Origin of the sequence: Citrobacter sp. Ce006, assembly GCF_030336535.1 — a bacterium.
Lineage (GTDB): Bacteria > Pseudomonadota > Gammaproteobacteria > Enterobacterales > Enterobacteriaceae > Citrobacter > Citrobacter europaeus.
Map to the genome: position 1 here is coordinate 348,574 of NZ_JAOWDO010000072.1, position 16,155 is coordinate 364,728.

Sequence of the window (16,155 nt, forward strand, 5' to 3'; positions counted from 1 at the left end):
TCCGATAGATTGGTGCTTCGACCCCGTCAAGGGTCAGAGTTAGGGGTGTGTTATAGCATAACCGCAAGCTGCGATCACCTCGCAAAGTGTGCTGCTTCCGGTCTAAATTATGGGTATTATACAGACTTTACTATCCACACACGTCTACACGGAATCTTCGATGTTAAAAATCTTTAATACACTGACGCGCCAAAAAGAGGAATTCAAACCTATTCATGCCGGGGAAGTCGGCATGTACGTGTGTGGTATTACCGTTTACGATCTCTGTCATATTGGTCACGGACGTACCTTTGTTTCTTTCGACGTCGTCGCGCGCTATCTGCGCTTCCTCGGCTATAAGCTGAAGTATGTGCGCAACATTACCGATATTGATGACAAAATCATCAAACGCGCGAATGAAAACGGCGAAAGCTTTGTGGCGTTAGTCGACAGAATGATCGCGGAAATGCATAGCGATTTCGACGCGCTGAATATTCTGCGCCCGGACCTGGAGCCGCGCGCTACACACCATATCGCTGAGATTATTGAAATCACTGAACAGCTGATTGCCAAAGGTCACGCTTACGTGGCTGATAACGGCGACGTGATGTTCGACGTGCCGACTGACCCGAATTACGGTCAACTATCACGTCAGGATCTGGAACAGTTGCAGGCGGGTGCGCGCGTTGACGTGGTTGATGTGAAGCACAACCCTATGGACTTCGTGCTGTGGAAAATGTCCAAAGAAGGCGAGCCGAGCTGGCCGTCTCCGTGGGGCGCAGGCCGTCCGGGTTGGCACATTGAGTGTTCGGCAATGAACTGCAAACAGCTGGGCAACCATTTCGATATTCATGGCGGCGGTTCAGACCTGATGTTCCCGCACCATGAAAACGAAATCGCTCAGTCCACCTGCGCGCATGACGGTGAATACGTCAATTACTGGATGCACTCCGGGATGGTAATGGTTGACCGCGAGAAAATGTCCAAATCGCTGGGCAACTTCTTTACCGTGCGCGACGTACTTAAGTACTACGACGCCGAAACCATCCGCTACTTCCTGATGTCGGGTCATTACCGTAGCCAGTTAAACTACAGCGAAGAGAACCTGAAGCAGGCGCGTTCTGCGCTGGAGCGTCTGTATACCGCGCTGCGCGGCACCGACAAATCCGTTACTCCTGCTGGTGGCGAAGCCTTTGAGGCGCGCTTTATTGAAGCGATGGACGATGACTTCAATACGCCGGAAGCTTACTCAGTGCTGTTTGATATGGCGCGTGAGGTTAACCGTCTGAAGGGTGAAGATATGGCGGCGGCGAACGGCATGGCTGCGCATCTGCGTAAGCTTTCCAGCGTGCTGGGACTACTGGAACAGGATCCAGAAGCGTTCCTGCAAAGCGGTGCGCAGGCGGATGACGGTGAAGTTGCTGAAATTGAAGCGTTAATCCAACAGCGTCTGGACGCCCGTAAGGCGAAAGACTGGGCGGCAGCCGACGCCGCGCGTGACCGTCTCAACGAGATGGGCATCGTGCTGGAAGACGGCCCGCAGGGCACCACCTGGCGTCGTAAGTAACTCTCTATTGCCGGATGGCGTCTAACGCCTTATCCGGCCTACGATGTAATGATCGGTAGGCCTGATAAGCTTAGCGCCATCAGGCACTATTAATGACGTCTATACCACCACAGCACACCCATCATCATCACTCCCGGTAGCCACACCCATAATAATTCCGAAATAATCACCTGGTGCCCGTAAGGGGTCGCGTAGCGTGATAGCGCGAACGGCGCGACTTTAATCACCTGCCACGGCGCGAAGAAGCGTTCATCCGACCACGGCCACAGCCAGCCAACGCCTTTGCCGCCGGTGGTGACCGAATCCAACAGACTGTGCGACAGCAGTGATACCGTCAGGAATAGCCAGCAGCGAATCAATCCCGCCTTAAACCATCGTCGGCCAATCACTACGCAAAGCAGCGGCACGACAAAAGCAAACAGCAGGGAGTGGGTAAAACCACGGTGACCAAACACGTTGCCGTAGGCGACGCCAAGTTTAAAAGACAGTACGTCGGCGTCCGGCAGCATAGCCAGAATGACGCCTGTAAGCAGTAATCGCGGGGGGATGACTTTAAGTCCGAGACCTAACCCTAAACAGAGCGGAACGGCAGCGTGCGTGACGATAGTTGGCATGATGATCGCTTCATGTGGAAAAACAACATGCTAACAGTTCACTGTGAAGCGGCGGTGAAGTCATTATCTGAAAAAGAGAGGGGAGGTGGCCGGACAAGAAATGACCTTATCCGGCACCGGGATCACGCTACGACGTTAATGCTGTGGCCTTCAAAGCTGACGGTCTGACCGGCAACGATTTTGCAGCGTTTACGCGTTTCAACAGCGCCATCGACCTTCACTAACCCTTCGCCAATAGCAATTTTTGCCTGAGCACCGCTTTCGCTCCAGCCTTCCAGCTTCAGCAAATCGCAGAGTTCAACGTGTGGGTGTTTACCCAGTGAAAATGTGGCCATTTTAAACGTCCTTTACATCATGATATTCAACACACGCCTGCAGCGTGTTTTCGATAAGTGTGGCGACCGTCATTGGGCCTACGCCGCCGGGTACCGGCGTGATATATGACGCGCGTGCGGCAGCATCTTCAAAGACCACATCGCCAACAACTTTACCATTCTCCAGACGGTTGATGCCGACATCAATCACAATCGCACCTTCTTTGATCCACTCGCCGGGTATAAAGCCAGGTTTGCCGACGGCAACAATCAGCAGGTCAGCATGTTCAACATGGCGGCGCAGATCTTTGGTGAACCGGTGGGTGACGGTGGTGGTGCAGCCTGCCAGCAGCAGCTCCATGCTCATCGGGCGACCAACAATATTCGACGCGCCAATGACGACCGCATTCAGACCGTAGGTGTCGATGTTGTAACGTTCAAGCAGGGTTACAATGCCGCGTGGGGTACACGGACGTAGGCGTGGCGCACGCTGGCACAGGCGACCGACGTTATACGGGTGGAAACCGTCAACGTCTTTATCCGGCGCAATACGCTCCAGCACTTTAACGTTGTCGATACCCGCAGGTAACGGCAGCTGTACCAGGATACCGTCGATGGTGGTATCTGCATTGAGCGTATCGATCAGCTCAAGAAGCTCCGCTTCGCTGGTGGTTTCAGGCAGGTCATAGGAGCGGGAGACAAACCCCACCTCGTCACAGGCTTTGCGTTTACTCGCAACATAAATCTGCGAAGCCGGGTTGCTACCTACCAGCACAACAGCCAGGCCTGGGGCGCGTAATCCAGCCGCTAAACGCGCCTGAACTTTTTGAGCAACCTCAGAGCGCACCTGCTGCGCAATCGTTTTACCGTCAATAATCTTTGCTGCCATCAGAGAGAGGATTCCGTCTGTTACGTTAAACCGAAGGGGATGCCGCTATTTTGTCAGAAGCGGGACGTGCTGTCAGTTTTCGTTTGCGTTTTTACGTGCGATAGGAGGCGTTACTGTCGGCGAAAGGGGTCAGGTCAGAGGCTAAAGCCTTACGGGTAATTAATGAGCATGCTAATTAAAGTTAACGTGAATGAAACAATTCATCACCCTGGTCTTTTCATGGGTAATATGTCGCAAACCAGTCTGTTACGCTTAATTTTGGGTGATTTTACCTCATTTTCACCCAGATTTTTCCTGGGGCCTATTAAGAATTAGCCAGGGCCATTAAAAGGAATTGCAGGTATTTTTCATTAATTGAAATGTTTAATTTATCGCTGTGACGAATAGTCATATTCGCGAAGATAAATTAGTGAATCAAATACTCAGGAGAGTTGGGGTAAACGGTTAGCTAATTCTCTTGCGAGATATATCTTTACAGGATGCAGAGATAATTAGCCTGACATTTAATGTCGATAATGAGTCAAACGGATCCCGCAGGACGCCGGAGCCGGATGTGTGTAATTCAAGGGAAATCCATGAAACGTAAATTAATGACCTCTTCTGTTATTGCCAGCCTGATGTTAGTCGCAGGTGCGGCGGTTGCGGCCGATCCGGTAAGCGTTAGCGGCGGAACTGTGCATTTTGAAGGTGAACTGGTCAATGCAGCCTGTGCAGTCAGTACTCAGTCATCCGATCAGGTTGTCACCTTAGGCCAGTATCGTACTGCAAGTTTTGCCGCAGTGGGTGATACGACGGCACAAATTCCGTTCTCTATCGTCCTGAACGACTGTGACCCGAAAGTTGCCGCAACCGCAGCCGTTGCTTTCTCTGGTCAGTCTGATATTACCAATAACAACCTGCTGGCCGTCACTTCTGCAGACAACGGTACTACTGCCAGCGGCGTCGGGATTGAAATTCTGGACAATACGTCCACCGCGCTGAAGCCGGATGGAGCCACCTTCTCTACCGCTCAGGCGCTGGTTGAAGGGACCAACACCCTGCGTTTCTCTGCGCGTTATAAAGCCACTGCTGCAAGCGCAACGCCGGGTCAGGCAAATGCTGACGCGACGTTCATCATGAAGTACGAATAAGCCGTTTTGATTTGCGCAAGGATGCAGTACGCCTCATTGGATGAGGCAATATCCGGGGATGATGAAGGATGCGGCAGATGATAGGGAAAGGCGTGGCGCTGGCGGGAATGCTGTGCGTAATGCCCGTGTTTGCACATACGGTAATACTGGAAAGTGGCCGCGTCCACCTACGCGGGCAACTGGTCAACGGGGCCTGTACGGTCGCCACTGACAGTCAGAATATGCGGGTGCAAATGGGGCAGTATCGCACTAATGCTTTCTCCGGGACGGGAAGCTTTGCCTCTACCAGTGTACCGTTTTCACTGCGTTTAACCTCGTGCAGTTCTGATGTCTACGACCATGTTGGGATTGCGTTTGCGGGCGTGACGCCAGCGGAAGATCCGCAGGTTTTCCTTGCCAGCGGCGATGCTTCTGCGGCTTCGGGGATCGGTCTGGCATTATTTGACGAGCGCCAACGGCAAATTATTCCAAATGCGCTGCCGCTTCATTATGCGCCGATTATAACGCAAGAGATGACGTTTCATTTCACTGCTCGTTATCGGGCTGTCTCGGAAAATATAACGCCGGGAATGCTTCGTTCAGACGTGTGGTTTACGTTGGTTTATCCCTGATTTATTTCCCAACGATAATCGCATCAAAGGTATTTGTAGCTATGTCTAATTATCTGAAATCAGGTTTTATCCTTTTACTGGCCTTATTTTCTGCTGCCAGTGTTCAGGCTGCCGGCGGTATTGCATTAGGCGCCACTCGCGTTATTTATCCGGCTGATGCCAAACAAACATCCCTGTCTATCAGCAATAGCGATACCAAAGAGCGTTACCTGGTAAATTCCTGGATTGAGAATAGCGCAGGCGTTAAAGAAAAATCATTTGTGGTTACGCCTCCACTGTTTGTCAGCGAGCCCAAAAGCGAAAATACGCTGCGTATCATCTATGCCGGCGAACCGCTGCCCAAAGATCGTGAGTCTCTGTTCTGGATGAATGTGAAAGCCATTCCGTCAGTCAATAAAAACAGCCTTGAGGGCAAAAACGTTCTGCAACTGGCGATTCTGTCACGTATCAAACTTTTCGTCCGTCCGAATAATTTGCCGCAAATCCCGGAAGATGCGCCTGGGATGCTGACGTTTTCCCGTTCCGGTAACCACCTGAAAATCAATAATCCGTCAGCGTATTACGTCACATTGGTCAATCTCAATGTGGGGAAAACAAAGGTCGATAACGTGATGGTTGCGCCGAAAAGCGATGCGCAGATCCAACTACCAACGGGCGTTCAGGGCAACGTCACGTTCCAGACGGTCAATGATTATGGCGCTGTGACTCCGGCCAAAACGGTTAGCGTGCGTTGAGATAACGATGAATAAGACAACGTATTTTCCTGGCCTGTTACCGGGGGTTACGCCACCGCTGGCAGGGGTGGCGTTGTCCACGCTGGCGGCGCTCTTTCCCTCTTTAAGCCATGGGGAAAGCTATTTTAATCCGGCCTTTTTATCTGCGGATACGGCAACCGTGGCGGATTTATCACGCTTTGAAAAAGGCAATCACCAGCCTGAAGGCGTTTATCGCGTGGATATCTGGCGCAACGATGAGTTTGTGGCCACTCAGGATATTCGTTTTGCGACCAGTGCGGGAAAAGCCGGGGAGAAGTCTGGTGGGCTGATGCCGTGTTTTGGACTCGACTGGGTGAAACGCCTTGGCGTCAATATCGCCGCGTTTCCGGCACTCAGTAAGGACCCGAACGATACCTGCATCAATCTGCCTGAAGCGATTCCAGGCAGCGAGATTGCATTTGATTTTTCTACCTTGCGCCTCAACGTCAGCCTGCCGCAAGCGTCGATGTTAAACAGCGCGCGTGGCTATATCCCACCTGAAGAGTGGGATGAAGGGATCCCAGCTGCGCTGGTTAACTACAGTTTTACCGGCAGTCGCGGCAGTGATGCGGACAGCTATTTCCTGAGTATGCTCAGTGGTCTGAACTATGGCCCATGGCGGTTGAGAAATAACGGCGCGTGGAGCTATTCCAAGGGCGATGGATACCATTCACAAAGCTGGAAAAACATCGGTACATGGCTTCAGCGCGCGATTATCCCGCTGAAAGGCGAACTGGTGATGGGCGACAGCAACACCGGCAACGACGTTTTTGACAGCGTCGGGTTTCGCGGTGCGCGGCTCTATTCCTCAGACAGTATGTATCCTGACAGCTTACAAGGCTATGCGCCTACCGTTCGCGGCATTGCGCGTACCGCAGCGAAACTGACCATTCGTCAGAATGGCTATGTGATTTATCAAAGCTATGTTTCACCCGGCGCGTTCTCGATAACCGATCTCAACCCGACGTCATCCAGCGGTGACCTTGAGGTCACTGTGGATGAGAAAGACGGCAGTCAGCAACGCTATACGGTGCCGTACTCAACGGTTCCCTTATTACAGCGAGAAGGGCGTTTCAAGTATGACGTGGTCGCCGGGGATTTTCGCAGCGGCAATAGCCAGCAATCCTCACCGTTCTTTTTCCAGGGAACATTAATTGCCGGGTTACCAGAAGGCTACACCGCATATGGTGGTACGCAGTTGGCTTCACGCTACACCGCGATGGTTTTAGGCACTGGTCGAAATCTCGGGGACTGGGGGGCGGTTTCTGTCGATCTTACCCACGCGCGTAGCCAACTGGCGGATGACAGTACGCACCAGGGGCAGTCTTTGCGTTTCCTGTATGCGAAATCGTTGAACAATTTTGGCACTAACTTCCAGCTGTTGGGGTATCGCTACTCAACGCGTGGCTTCTATACCCTCGATGACGTCGCGTACCGCAGTATGGAAGGCTATGAGTACGAATACGACAGTGAGGGCAATCGCCACGACGTGCCCAATGTGAAGAGCTACCACAACCTGAGCTACAGCAAAAAAGGTCGTTTCCAGATAAACATTTCGCAGAATCTGGGGGATTACGGATCGCTGTATGTCTCGGGTAGTCAGCAAACGTACTGGAATACCTCAGATACCAACACCTGGTACCAGGTAGGCTATGCCAGTGGCTGGCAGGGGATTAGCTATTCACTCTCCTGGTCGTGGAATGAATCGGTTGGCATCTCCGACACCGACCGTATTCTGGCGTTCAATATGTCAGTCCCGTTCAGCCTGCTGAGCGGGCGGCGCTACTCGCGTGACAACGCCCTCGATCGCACCTACGCCACCTTTAATGCCAACCGCAATAGCAACGGACAAAACAGTTGGCAGAGCGGAGTCGGCGGTACGCTGCTGGATGGACGCAACCTGAGCTACAGCGTGAATCAAGGGCACAGTAGCACCAATGGCTATAGCGGAAACGCCAGCGCCAACTGGCAGGCGGCCTATGGCACGCTCGGCGTGGGATACAACTATGACCGCGACCAGCATGACTACAACTGGCAACTCTCCGGCGGCGTGGTGGGTCACGCGGACGGCATTACGCTCAGTCAGCCTCTGGGCGATACCAACGTGCTGATTAAAGCGCCTGGCGCGCAGGGGGTGCGGATAGAAAACCAGACCGGCGTTCAAACCGACTGGCGTGGATACGCGGTGATGCCGTATGCCACCGTCTATCGCTATAACCGCGTCGCGTTAGACACCAATTCCATGAACAACAATACCGATGTGGAAAATAACGTCAGCAGCGTAGTCCCAACGCAAGGGGCGTTGGTGCGGGCGGCGTTTGATACGCGAATCGGCGTGCGGGCACTGATTACCGCGAAATATGCCGGTAAACCCGTGCCGTTTGGTTCCGTTGTGCGGGAGAACACCAGCGGTGTGACCAGTATGGTGGGTGAAGACGGGCAAATTTATCTCAGTGGTCTGCCGCTAAAAGGCGAGTTGCTGATCCAATGGGGAGAAGGCGCAAAAGCTCGCTGCACGGCGCGCTATGCCTTGCCTGAAGAGAGCCTGAAACAGGCGGTGACGATCACGAACGTGACGTGCGAATCCCCAACGGCACGACAGGAATAATACGATGAAACGACAAACGGGTTTGTTACTGGGAAGTGCTTTACTGCTGATGGCCCATTCGTCCTGGGCGACGGTCTGCCAAAACTCGAATGGCACACCAACGGATGTTTTTTACGATCTGTCGAACGTGTTTAACAGCAGCAACAACCAGCCGGGTCAGGTCGTGACGTTACCGGAAAAATCGGGCTGGGTTGGCGTTAATGCCACCTGTCCGGCTGGGACAACGGTAAATTACACCTATAGAAGCTATGTGACTGAACTGCCGGTTCAAAGTACCGAGGGTGGATTTCAGTACCTGAAGCTCAATGACTACCTGCTGGGGGCCATGAGCATCACCGACAGCTACGCCGGGTTGTTTTATCCTCCGCGTAATTATATCCGCATGGGGACTCACCCTAACGTATCTAAGCAGCAGCCTTTTGGCGTAATGGATTCAAAGCTGGTGTTTAAACTCAAAGTGATCCGCCCGTTTATTAACATGGTGCCGATCCCCCGGCAGACGATGTTCAGCGTTTATGTCACGACCAGTACCGGAGATGCGTTAAGCACGCCGGTTTACACCATCAGCTACAGCGGCAAGGTGGAGGTTCCACAAAACTGTGAGGTGAACGCCGGACAGATTGTCGAATTTGATTTTGGTGATATTGGCGCATCGCTGTTTAGCAAGGCGGGGGCGGGAAACCGGCCAGAAGGCATTAATCCGCAGACCAAAACGGTGGCGATAAAATGCACCAACGTCGCCGCACAGGCCTACTTAACCATGCGTGTAGAGGCCGAGAAAGCCACCGGGCAAATGATGGTTTCTGATAACTCAGATTTAGGTTTTATTGTCGCCGACGGCAATGGCAGACCGCTGACGCCTAATAACCTGTCCAGCACGATTCCGTTTCAACTGGACGACAACGCCGCGGCAAGCGTGGGCATTCGGGCATGGCCGGTCAGCGTGACGGGCAATAAGCCCACCGAAGGACCCTTTACAGCCCGTGGCTATCTGCGAGTGGATTATGACTAACAAGCAAACGCCCTCCGCAGGGACACTCCTGGCAATGGTGTCTCTGCTGACATTCAGTTCATTGTGCCATGCCGCTTCGTCGCTGGGAGAAATCAATATTGAACTGCGCGGTAACGTGGTGGACTTTACCTGTGCGGTAATTGCCAGCGACAGCAACAAGTCTGTGGAGCTAGGCACCTGGCCGACAAAGCAGCTTCAGACCAGTGGAGAGACCACGCAACCGGTCGCGTTTACGCTGAAGCTGGAAGGCTGCCCGCCGGGATCCGCTTCGATAACGTTTTCCGGAACACCGGCCCCAGGCACGACGTTGCTGGCGCTTGATGATGCGGTGATGGCGCAAAAGGTGGCGATCGAATTGCATGACAGCGATCGCACGCGATTGCCGCTCGAACAGGCCAGCCAGACCGTGGGGATTGATGAGAACGGCAATGCCACGCTGACCTTTTTCGCCAACTATATCGCGTTAGCAGACGGGGTTCAGCCTGGTCTCGCCAGGGCTGATGCCACGTTTATGATTAACTATAACTAATCAATGTGCTGACAAAACACTCCCGAACGACATCTCGCCGGGAGTGTTATTACATTAATTCATGCATTTTTGCGTAATCAATCAGCTCAACGATGGTGTGTAATCCGAGCTTGGAGTAGATATTCGCCTTGTGAGCGCTAATCGTTTTATTGCTGAGTAACAACTGCTCAGCAATTTCCTTATTGGACAGCCCGTTAGCCAGATAACGCAAAACGGTAACCTCGCGGTTAGAGAGCGGCATGTCATTCAAGACGCCTTTCTGTGCATTTATATTGTTAATGAAATTAAGGGTATCCGAAGGGAAAAAAGAATATCCCGATAAAATCATTTTTACCGCATTGTAGATATCATTGAGATCCTTTCGTTTACTGACAAAACCATTTGCACCGGCCCTGATAGCACGCCCGGCATAAAATGACTCAGATTTTGAGGACAGAAACAGTACCCGAGTTTTCTCCTGCAATGACTTTATTCTTTTGAGTAATGTAAACCCATCAGAGCCAGGTAGTTCAATATCCAGAATGACAAGATCGACCGGGTGCGTGCGCAGGTGTTCTATTGCCGTACGGCTGTCATCGGTTTTCAGCACTACTTGAATATTACTGTTTTTCTCGAGTAGTACTTCTATCGACATTCTGACAATAGGGTGTTCGTCCATAATGATAACGGATGCTGGTTTCATTGTTGTATGCCTCAAACTGTTTGCGTATCTTGCGAATTTGATAAAACATCAGGCGTTATAATATTGTCAAATAGCCAAGAATTGTTCTGAGGGAGAGCCGAATAAATATTATTTCATCCTTGTTTATTCGGTTGTTCTTCTGCAGAACAATGAATTTGTGGAAAATCCATTTCACACCGGGAAAACTAACAATTAATCAGGAAACTGTGGGGATTATACCTGCTCTGTTCTTTCGGAAAAGACTTACAACATCCCGGTTGTTAATGTCAGTTAGGATGTTCTGAAAGATCCAGGTGTCTTAATGGCTATTGGCATTATTTATCTGCAGTTCGAGTTATGGCAGATTGAAAAATTTTTTTAAACAGTAAAAACGATATGATAAACTAATTGTTTAGGTTTTGTTAAGGCGGCATTAAGGTGGTTTTATATTGAAATGCACAGAATCTGTAAGGTTTACTGTGACAGTCGCACCAGACATAATACCAGGAATAGTTGTAAATATTAAATTTTTGTAAAAATTAGATCTGTTTTCTTATTCAAGAATAAGTAATTTCTTAAAAAATCTTATGGGACAGGAGGTTATGGTGTTAATTAAAATGAGGAGAGGTAACGTTGAGGCGATGTATCAGATGTAAGAAGCGTTGCCTGCTGGGCAATCCCAGGCGCGTAATCAACTTGTTCAGACGATAGATGATGCGGTGGTAGGGGAGAGTCTGTAACAATGCAATCTTTTTTAATGAGTTACCTTGTAAAAGTAAGGCAATCATCTCCCAATCGAGCTGGTTTATGCGCCTGGAATGAATATAGTTTAGAGCCGGATATAATAAGGCGTGACGCATCTCCGGGAGGCGTAAATTGCGTGACAAGATATAAAATGGACCAGACAGTGAAATAAAAGAGGTAAGGTCTTCATCGCGATTCGATAGCATTATGAAGATTTGAATGTCATTACGCTTCTTAATTAATTGACGCAGACCTTCAAGTATATCGAAATAAGGAGTTGTTAAGCCTTCTATGTCAATCACTAACTGGCTAATTACCGGCTCTTGCATGCTGAGCAACGCCGATTCAACGCTCTGGAAGATCCCCGTGCGAGTGCCTGAAAATAAATGCCGGCTCAGCGCATAGGCCAGATAGTAGTCTGTCGTAATTATCGCCTGAGATATAGTGTCGTCCGGTAATGTGTATTCGAGTTTTTGCGCCAGATACTCGAGCCGGTCAAATACCTGTGAGGTACAGTGGGGATATTGCCAGGTACAGTTAGCGTTTCGTATACGGCGATAGCGGTCCCGGCGTTTTGCGCTGTGCATCCTTTTCCATTCCATTTCTGTTGCGGCAGGTCTGGATAAATTGCTGACTACAAACATCGCTGAACCAAACTTTTGCCAGCGCAAAGGTGAGTTTACTTGTGCCGTTGGGTTTCAGTGCTTCAACAATCATCAGACTGGCAATTGCGTATCCCATCAGAATAATCTGCCGGAAGTTTTCTGATGTCTTACTCAATGCCCAAAAGCTTGTTTTATCCAGTTCAGCCTCTCTCTGAGATTAGATAAAATATTACCGGGTATGTCTTTCTGTTACCCCGGAAATAGTATGGCTCGATAATTCTGGCAGCCTGAAGCCAGGTACAGTAGGAGCCGATACTTAATCGACGATGAGATATTTCTCAATAAAAATTAGGCAGAACTACTCCGACTAATTTTGTAGAAAGTTCAGATGTGCGCGGATGTATCTTAAGAATTGCTGATCGTTTTTCACATGCAGCTTTTTCATAATGCTGCGGCGGGTAGCTTTGGCCTGGAGATCGCTTACCGAGAGCAGGTGAGCCGTTTCGGCTAAGGTATACCCACTGGCGAGAAACATTAAGAACTGACGTTCTTCGATAGAAAAGTTACGAGTGGTGCAGTAATGGCAGATAGTTGCGGGCACGCTATTGCGCAGCGCGCGTTTTTGCAGGATGAGAACCAGTTTTTTGGTTATCTCGTCTACGTCATCTTCCCGATAAATCAGTGGCAGCATGTACAAGCAGGGTCGGAACATCAGCTTATCTTTATCGTTTTTGCTACAGATGACCACCCGGTGTTGGCGCCTGGTGTGGACAGGAACCTGGTAGCAATCGGCGCTGAGCCAATCTTCATCCAGGGAGATAAACGCGATGTCAGCGCGATCGATATCTTCGACGGGTAAAAAGCAAATCTCCTGGTGCCATTGATTTGCCAGATGGGAGATGATGATTTTCAGTCCATGTTCGAAGTGACTGTTTTCTTCCTTGATGGCGATACTTAACATTAAAGAGTTCCTGAACCACGGGAGAGGGGATAAAGGAATGTTAAGCAAAATCATAAATATTCTAAATACATGTATCCCTAAATCTGACGTTTTGCGGGCTGAGTTGTTACCAGGTGATTTCCTGGATACCCTTGAACGAGCAGAAAAAATCAACATTCGTACACTTCGCCAGCAACCGAAACAAAAGGCATTGACTCAGCAAGCGCTGACCGTATAATTCACGCGTTTCATCTGCATGAAGTAATCACTTCGCAATGCGCCCTTAGCTCAGTTGGATAGAGCAACGGCCTTCTAAGCCGTAGGTCGTAGGTTCGAATCCTACAGGGCGTACCATCTCAACATCACTTCAGATGTCCAGCTTCAGCGAATTGCGATGAATTTTCCTTTTCCAACCACGTTTCCACTTCCTTAAGACTGAGTTGTACCTCCTCCCTGAGTGAAAAATCAGCTAACGGCTGTTGTTCAAGTGCGGCACACACGCTGCTGGCAGAACGCATTCCCATGCTGGCGCAACTGCTTTTTAGCTGATGCGCCAGACGTTTTATCTTCTCGCGATCGTGTGCTGCTCGCGCATTATCAATCTCATCTAATACAGGAAGGGTATGTTGCTTAAAGAGCGCTAACCATTCGTGTACCTTTTGCCATCCCATTAGCTGAACATCTCCGGCTAATTGCTGGGTATCTAACCGTTTGTTGTCATTTTCTGATGCAACCGGGAGAGGCGCGTAACCGTGCAAATAATGCATAATTAACCGACTGAGTTCATCCCGGGGAACCGGTTTTTGAATAACGCCGAGAAACAGGGTACTGGTTCTTTGGTTTAGCGTTTCGTCGATGACGTGCGCGCTAAAGCCTATCAGATTTAGCATTGGGTATGCGCAGGTTAACTGCTGCGCCAGCGTGATGCCGTCGATATCCGGAAGATCGAAATCAACCAGGGCGGCATCATAATGGGCGTCTTGCTGCAGTATGGTTAGTGCCGCAGCGGCATTGTCAGCAGCGGTAACCTGTGCGCCATTGAGGGTGAGCATTTCTGTGCTGATGCGCTGCGTGAGAGGGTTATCCTCGATAAGCAGTATGCGTAAACCCTGTAATGATATCGCTCGTGGAACGGATTTCGCTACCGGCATCGCGCCAGCCCGTAATGGCAGACGCAAACGAAAGCAGCTTCCTACCCCTGGTGTGCTGGTGACGCTGAGTTCTCCCTGCATCGCCTGCGCGAGGCTGGCGCTGATGGTGAGTCCAAGCCCGGTTCCCCCACGTTTACCGCTTACCTGAACAAACGGCTGAAAAATGTCGCCCTGACGGGCAGGATCAATCCCGCATCCCGTGTCCTCAACCTCAATGTACCAATCCTGGCCTTCACACCGACTACGCAGGATGATGTGCCCCCGATCGGTAAAGCGCAGTGCGTTGTTTAATAAGTTAGTTATGATTTGCCGGATGCGGCGCGGATCGCCGCGTAAGGAGTCGGGTACGTCGTCGGCAAAATCCATAATCAATGCGACCGGGCGACCCGCAACGCGACTGTGCATGAGCTGAAGCGTACTTTCCAGCAATGGCCTGGGCTCAAAGGGTTCATCACCGATGGCCACATTTTTTCCGCCCGCTTCGATGGCGGAATAGTCAAGAATATCGTTGAGGATGGTCAGCAGAGACTCGCCAGAGTCGGTGATTGCGCGCAGATTCTCCTGATGCTGCGCCAGTGCGGGATTGTCTGAGAGCAACTGCGCAGTGCCGAGGATTCCGTATAGCGGGGTGCGTATTTCATGGCTCATGGCGGCAAGAAACGCCGATTTTGCCTGGTTAGCTTTTTCGGCTTCCGCACGCGCCAGCCGATGTTCAGACACCATCGACCGCAGCTCGGCGGTGCGTGCTTTAACCTGAGCGGCCAAATGTTCGCGGTGGCTATTCAGGGCGTGAACGCTGGCGCGAAAGGCATCCATCAACCGCCCAATGGTGTCCAGTTCGCGAACGCCTGCGGTTTCCGGAAATGGGGAGTCGATATCACCTTCAAGCAGACGCTGTAACGCCTGGGTTTGCTGCGCCAACGGACGCGTGACCGAGCGGTAAACCACGCGCCAAAGAATGAGAATTAACAAGCATAATGATACCGCACCTAACAGCAGCAGCAGCGTTTGCCCGCGCTGGCTGGCCTGTTTGAGATGCGCCAGCCCGGTCTGATTGCGTTGGCCGATGATTCCCACCAACTGACTGACTTCGCTACTGAAACGGGTAAATTGCTCGATATTGTTTTGCGATAAGATCTGTAAGCGGGTAGTAATGTCATTGTCCTGACGATACAGGGCCAGCAGATCGACATAACGGCTAATTGAATTTACTGCGTCGGCAACCTGAGCGCGTATCACCGGATCTTCAATGCGTATTTGCCGGCGGTGAAGCACTCTGACGGCGGCATTCAGCAGGTTTTCCAGCGCTGCCAGGTTATTCTGCGCCTGGTTATTCCCCAGATTCATCACCATTTGCTGCACGCGTAGCGCGCTCAGGCGCAGCTCATTCATCTGGTTATAATATTCAAGATCAATATCGATAAGCCTGTCGAGAGCGTGTTCAGCCGCCTGCCCCTGATGGCTTTCAATTAAATCATAAATGCTTGCCTGCGTAGCGCCCGCCGAGGTGGCGGCATTACTGGCCTGCCCGCGCGCCATTTCGGCAACGTTGGCGGTAGCCTCAACAAGTTGTTGGCTGAGTTGTTGCTGTTGCTCGCGCAGTTTCAGCCGTTCGCCAACCATTTCCCCCTGATGGCTTAACGACTGGGCGATCTCTTTTTCCTGTTGTTCAATGGCCGAAGTATCAAAGCCCTGTTCGCGAAGAGTTTTCAGTAATGCGGTTATTTTCAGACTTTGGGCGGTTAACATACGCCCCTGAGCCAGCCACATATTTTCATTATCTGCGGTGGTCAGATTCTGCGCGGAAAACAGTTCCCAGGCGCTGGCTTCGCTGAGCTGGCGCGCCATGTCCATGGTCGGGATCAGCGCCTGGGTATTGGCCTGCTCAACCTGGCTGACAAAACGCAGGTTATACCAGCCTACCAGCGTACTCATGAGGGTCAGCGCCGCCATCAGCGCAAAGCCTATCCACAGTCGTTTGGTCAGAGATAAATTCACTGTCTGGTCGCCACAGATTAAAAAGGTTGAGTCGAAAAGAGGAAAGCA

General features: G+C 51.0%; 16 protein-coding genes and 1 tRNA gene. 9 read left to right on the forward strand and 8 right to left on the reverse strand.

Translation table 11 applies throughout. The features are described 5' to 3' along the window. Window positions 1-160: 160 nt before the first annotated feature. Window positions 161-1,546, forward strand: coding sequence for a cysteine--tRNA ligase (gene cysS, locus OGV94_RS16030; protein WP_043015475.1), 1,386 nt, complete (start codon window positions 161-163; stop codon window positions 1,544-1,546). 89 nt (window positions 1,547-1,635) lie between these two features. Here the strand turns inward: cysS and OGV94_RS16035 are convergent, their stop codons facing one another. The 3 genes from OGV94_RS16035 to folD all read right to left on the reverse strand — a co-directional run bounded on the left by OGV94_RS16035 (window position 1,636) and on the right by folD (window position 3,363). Next, a complete protein-coding gene (locus OGV94_RS16035; protein ID WP_181230672.1) occupies window positions 1,636-2,160 on the reverse strand; it encodes a metal-dependent hydrolase in 525 nt (174 codons plus the stop codon). A 122-nt stretch (window positions 2,161-2,282) separates the two neighbouring features. After that, entirely contained in the window at window positions 2,283-2,495 is a 213-nt protein-coding gene (gene ybcJ / locus OGV94_RS16040) for a ribosome-associated protein YbcJ (protein WP_016152124.1), read from the reverse strand. A gap of 1 nt (window position 2,496) precedes the next feature. Further along, on the reverse strand, window positions 2,497-3,363 hold the full coding sequence (gene folD, locus OGV94_RS16045) for a bifunctional methylenetetrahydrofolate dehydrogenase/methenyltetrahydrofolate cyclohydrolase FolD (RefSeq protein ID WP_003021887.1): 867 nt from the start codon (window positions 3,361-3,363) through the stop codon (window positions 2,497-2,499). 575 nt (window positions 3,364-3,938) lie between these two features. Here folD and fimA point away from each other — a divergent pair. The 6 genes from fimA to sfmF all read left to right on the forward strand — a co-directional run bounded on the left by fimA (window position 3,939) and on the right by sfmF (window position 10,008). Beyond that, on the forward strand, window positions 3,939-4,493 hold the full coding sequence (fimA, locus tag OGV94_RS16050; RefSeq protein WP_043015478.1) for a type 1 fimbrial major subunit FimA: 555 nt from the start codon (window positions 3,939-3,941) through the stop codon (window positions 4,491-4,493). A gap of 77 nt (window positions 4,494-4,570) precedes the next feature. Next, window positions 4,571-5,104 (forward strand): type 1 fimbrial protein subunit FimI, encoded by a 534-nt coding sequence (fimI, locus tag OGV94_RS16055; protein WP_047412895.1) that lies wholly within the window; start codon window positions 4,571-4,573, stop codon window positions 5,102-5,104. A gap of 41 nt (window positions 5,105-5,145) precedes the next feature. Continuing rightward, the gene (fimC, locus tag OGV94_RS16060) at window positions 5,146-5,838 is read left to right on the forward strand and encodes a type 1 fimbria chaperone FimC (RefSeq protein ID WP_047412892.1); all 693 of its coding nucleotides are present in this window, start codon (window positions 5,146-5,148) and stop codon (window positions 5,836-5,838) included. A gap of 7 nt (window positions 5,839-5,845) precedes the next feature. After that, window positions 5,846-8,467, forward strand: coding sequence for a fimbrial biogenesis usher protein (locus OGV94_RS16065; protein WP_213733173.1), 2,622 nt, complete (start codon window positions 5,846-5,848; stop codon window positions 8,465-8,467). Between the two features lie 4 nt (window positions 8,468-8,471). Beyond that, window positions 8,472-9,479 (forward strand): type 1 fimbria D-mannose specific adhesin FimH, encoded by a 1,008-nt coding sequence (gene fimH, locus OGV94_RS16070; protein WP_043015482.1) that lies wholly within the window; start codon window positions 8,472-8,474, stop codon window positions 9,477-9,479. A gap of 34 nt (window positions 9,480-9,513) precedes the next feature. Further along, window positions 9,514-10,008 carry a fimbria assembly protein gene (gene sfmF / locus OGV94_RS16075; protein ID WP_087051608.1) on the forward strand — a complete coding sequence of 165 codons (495 nt, stop codon included), beginning with the start codon at window positions 9,514-9,516 and terminating at the stop codon, window positions 10,006-10,008. A gap of 49 nt (window positions 10,009-10,057) precedes the next feature. Here the strand turns inward: sfmF and fimZ are convergent, their stop codons facing one another. The 4 genes from fimZ to fimW all read right to left on the reverse strand — a co-directional run bounded on the left by fimZ (window position 10,058) and on the right by fimW (window position 12,979). Next, on the reverse strand, window positions 10,058-10,690 hold the full coding sequence (gene fimZ, locus OGV94_RS16080; RefSeq protein ID WP_043015484.1) for a fimbria biosynthesis transcriptional regulator FimZ: 633 nt from the start codon (window positions 10,688-10,690) through the stop codon (window positions 10,058-10,060). Between the two features lie 587 nt (window positions 10,691-11,277). Continuing rightward, on the reverse strand, window positions 11,278-12,000 hold the full coding sequence (gene fimY, locus OGV94_RS16085; protein ID WP_043015485.1) for a fimbria biosynthesis regulator FimY: 723 nt from the start codon (window positions 11,998-12,000) through the stop codon (window positions 11,278-11,280). Continuing rightward, window positions 11,951-12,154, reverse strand: coding sequence for a hypothetical protein (locus OGV94_RS16090; protein WP_181634008.1), 204 nt, complete (start codon window positions 12,152-12,154; stop codon window positions 11,951-11,953). The genes fimY and OGV94_RS16090 overlap by 50 nt, the downstream gene beginning before the upstream one ends. A 231-nt stretch (window positions 12,155-12,385) precedes the next feature. Next, window positions 12,386-12,979: a fimbria biosynthesis transcriptional regulator FimW gene (gene fimW / locus OGV94_RS16095; RefSeq protein WP_043015486.1), complete on the reverse strand. Its 594-nt coding sequence runs from the start codon at window positions 12,977-12,979 to the stop codon at window positions 12,386-12,388. A gap of 37 nt (window positions 12,980-13,016) precedes the next feature. Between fimW and OGV94_RS16100 the strand changes: the two genes are divergently transcribed. Further along, window positions 13,017-13,196 (forward strand): hypothetical protein, encoded by a 180-nt coding sequence (locus OGV94_RS16100; protein WP_043015487.1) that lies wholly within the window; start codon window positions 13,017-13,019, stop codon window positions 13,194-13,196. A gap of 39 nt (window positions 13,197-13,235) precedes the next feature. Further along, window positions 13,236-13,312 (forward strand) — tRNA-Arg (locus OGV94_RS16105). Window positions 13,313-13,320: 8 nt separating this feature from the next. Here OGV94_RS16105 and torS read toward each other — a convergent pair. Beyond that, on the reverse strand, window positions 13,321-16,107 hold the full coding sequence (gene torS, locus OGV94_RS16110) for a TMAO reductase system sensor histidine kinase/response regulator TorS (protein ID WP_213733174.1): 2,787 nt from the start codon (window positions 16,105-16,107) through the stop codon (window positions 13,321-13,323). Window positions 16,108-16,155: the final 48 nt, after the last annotated feature.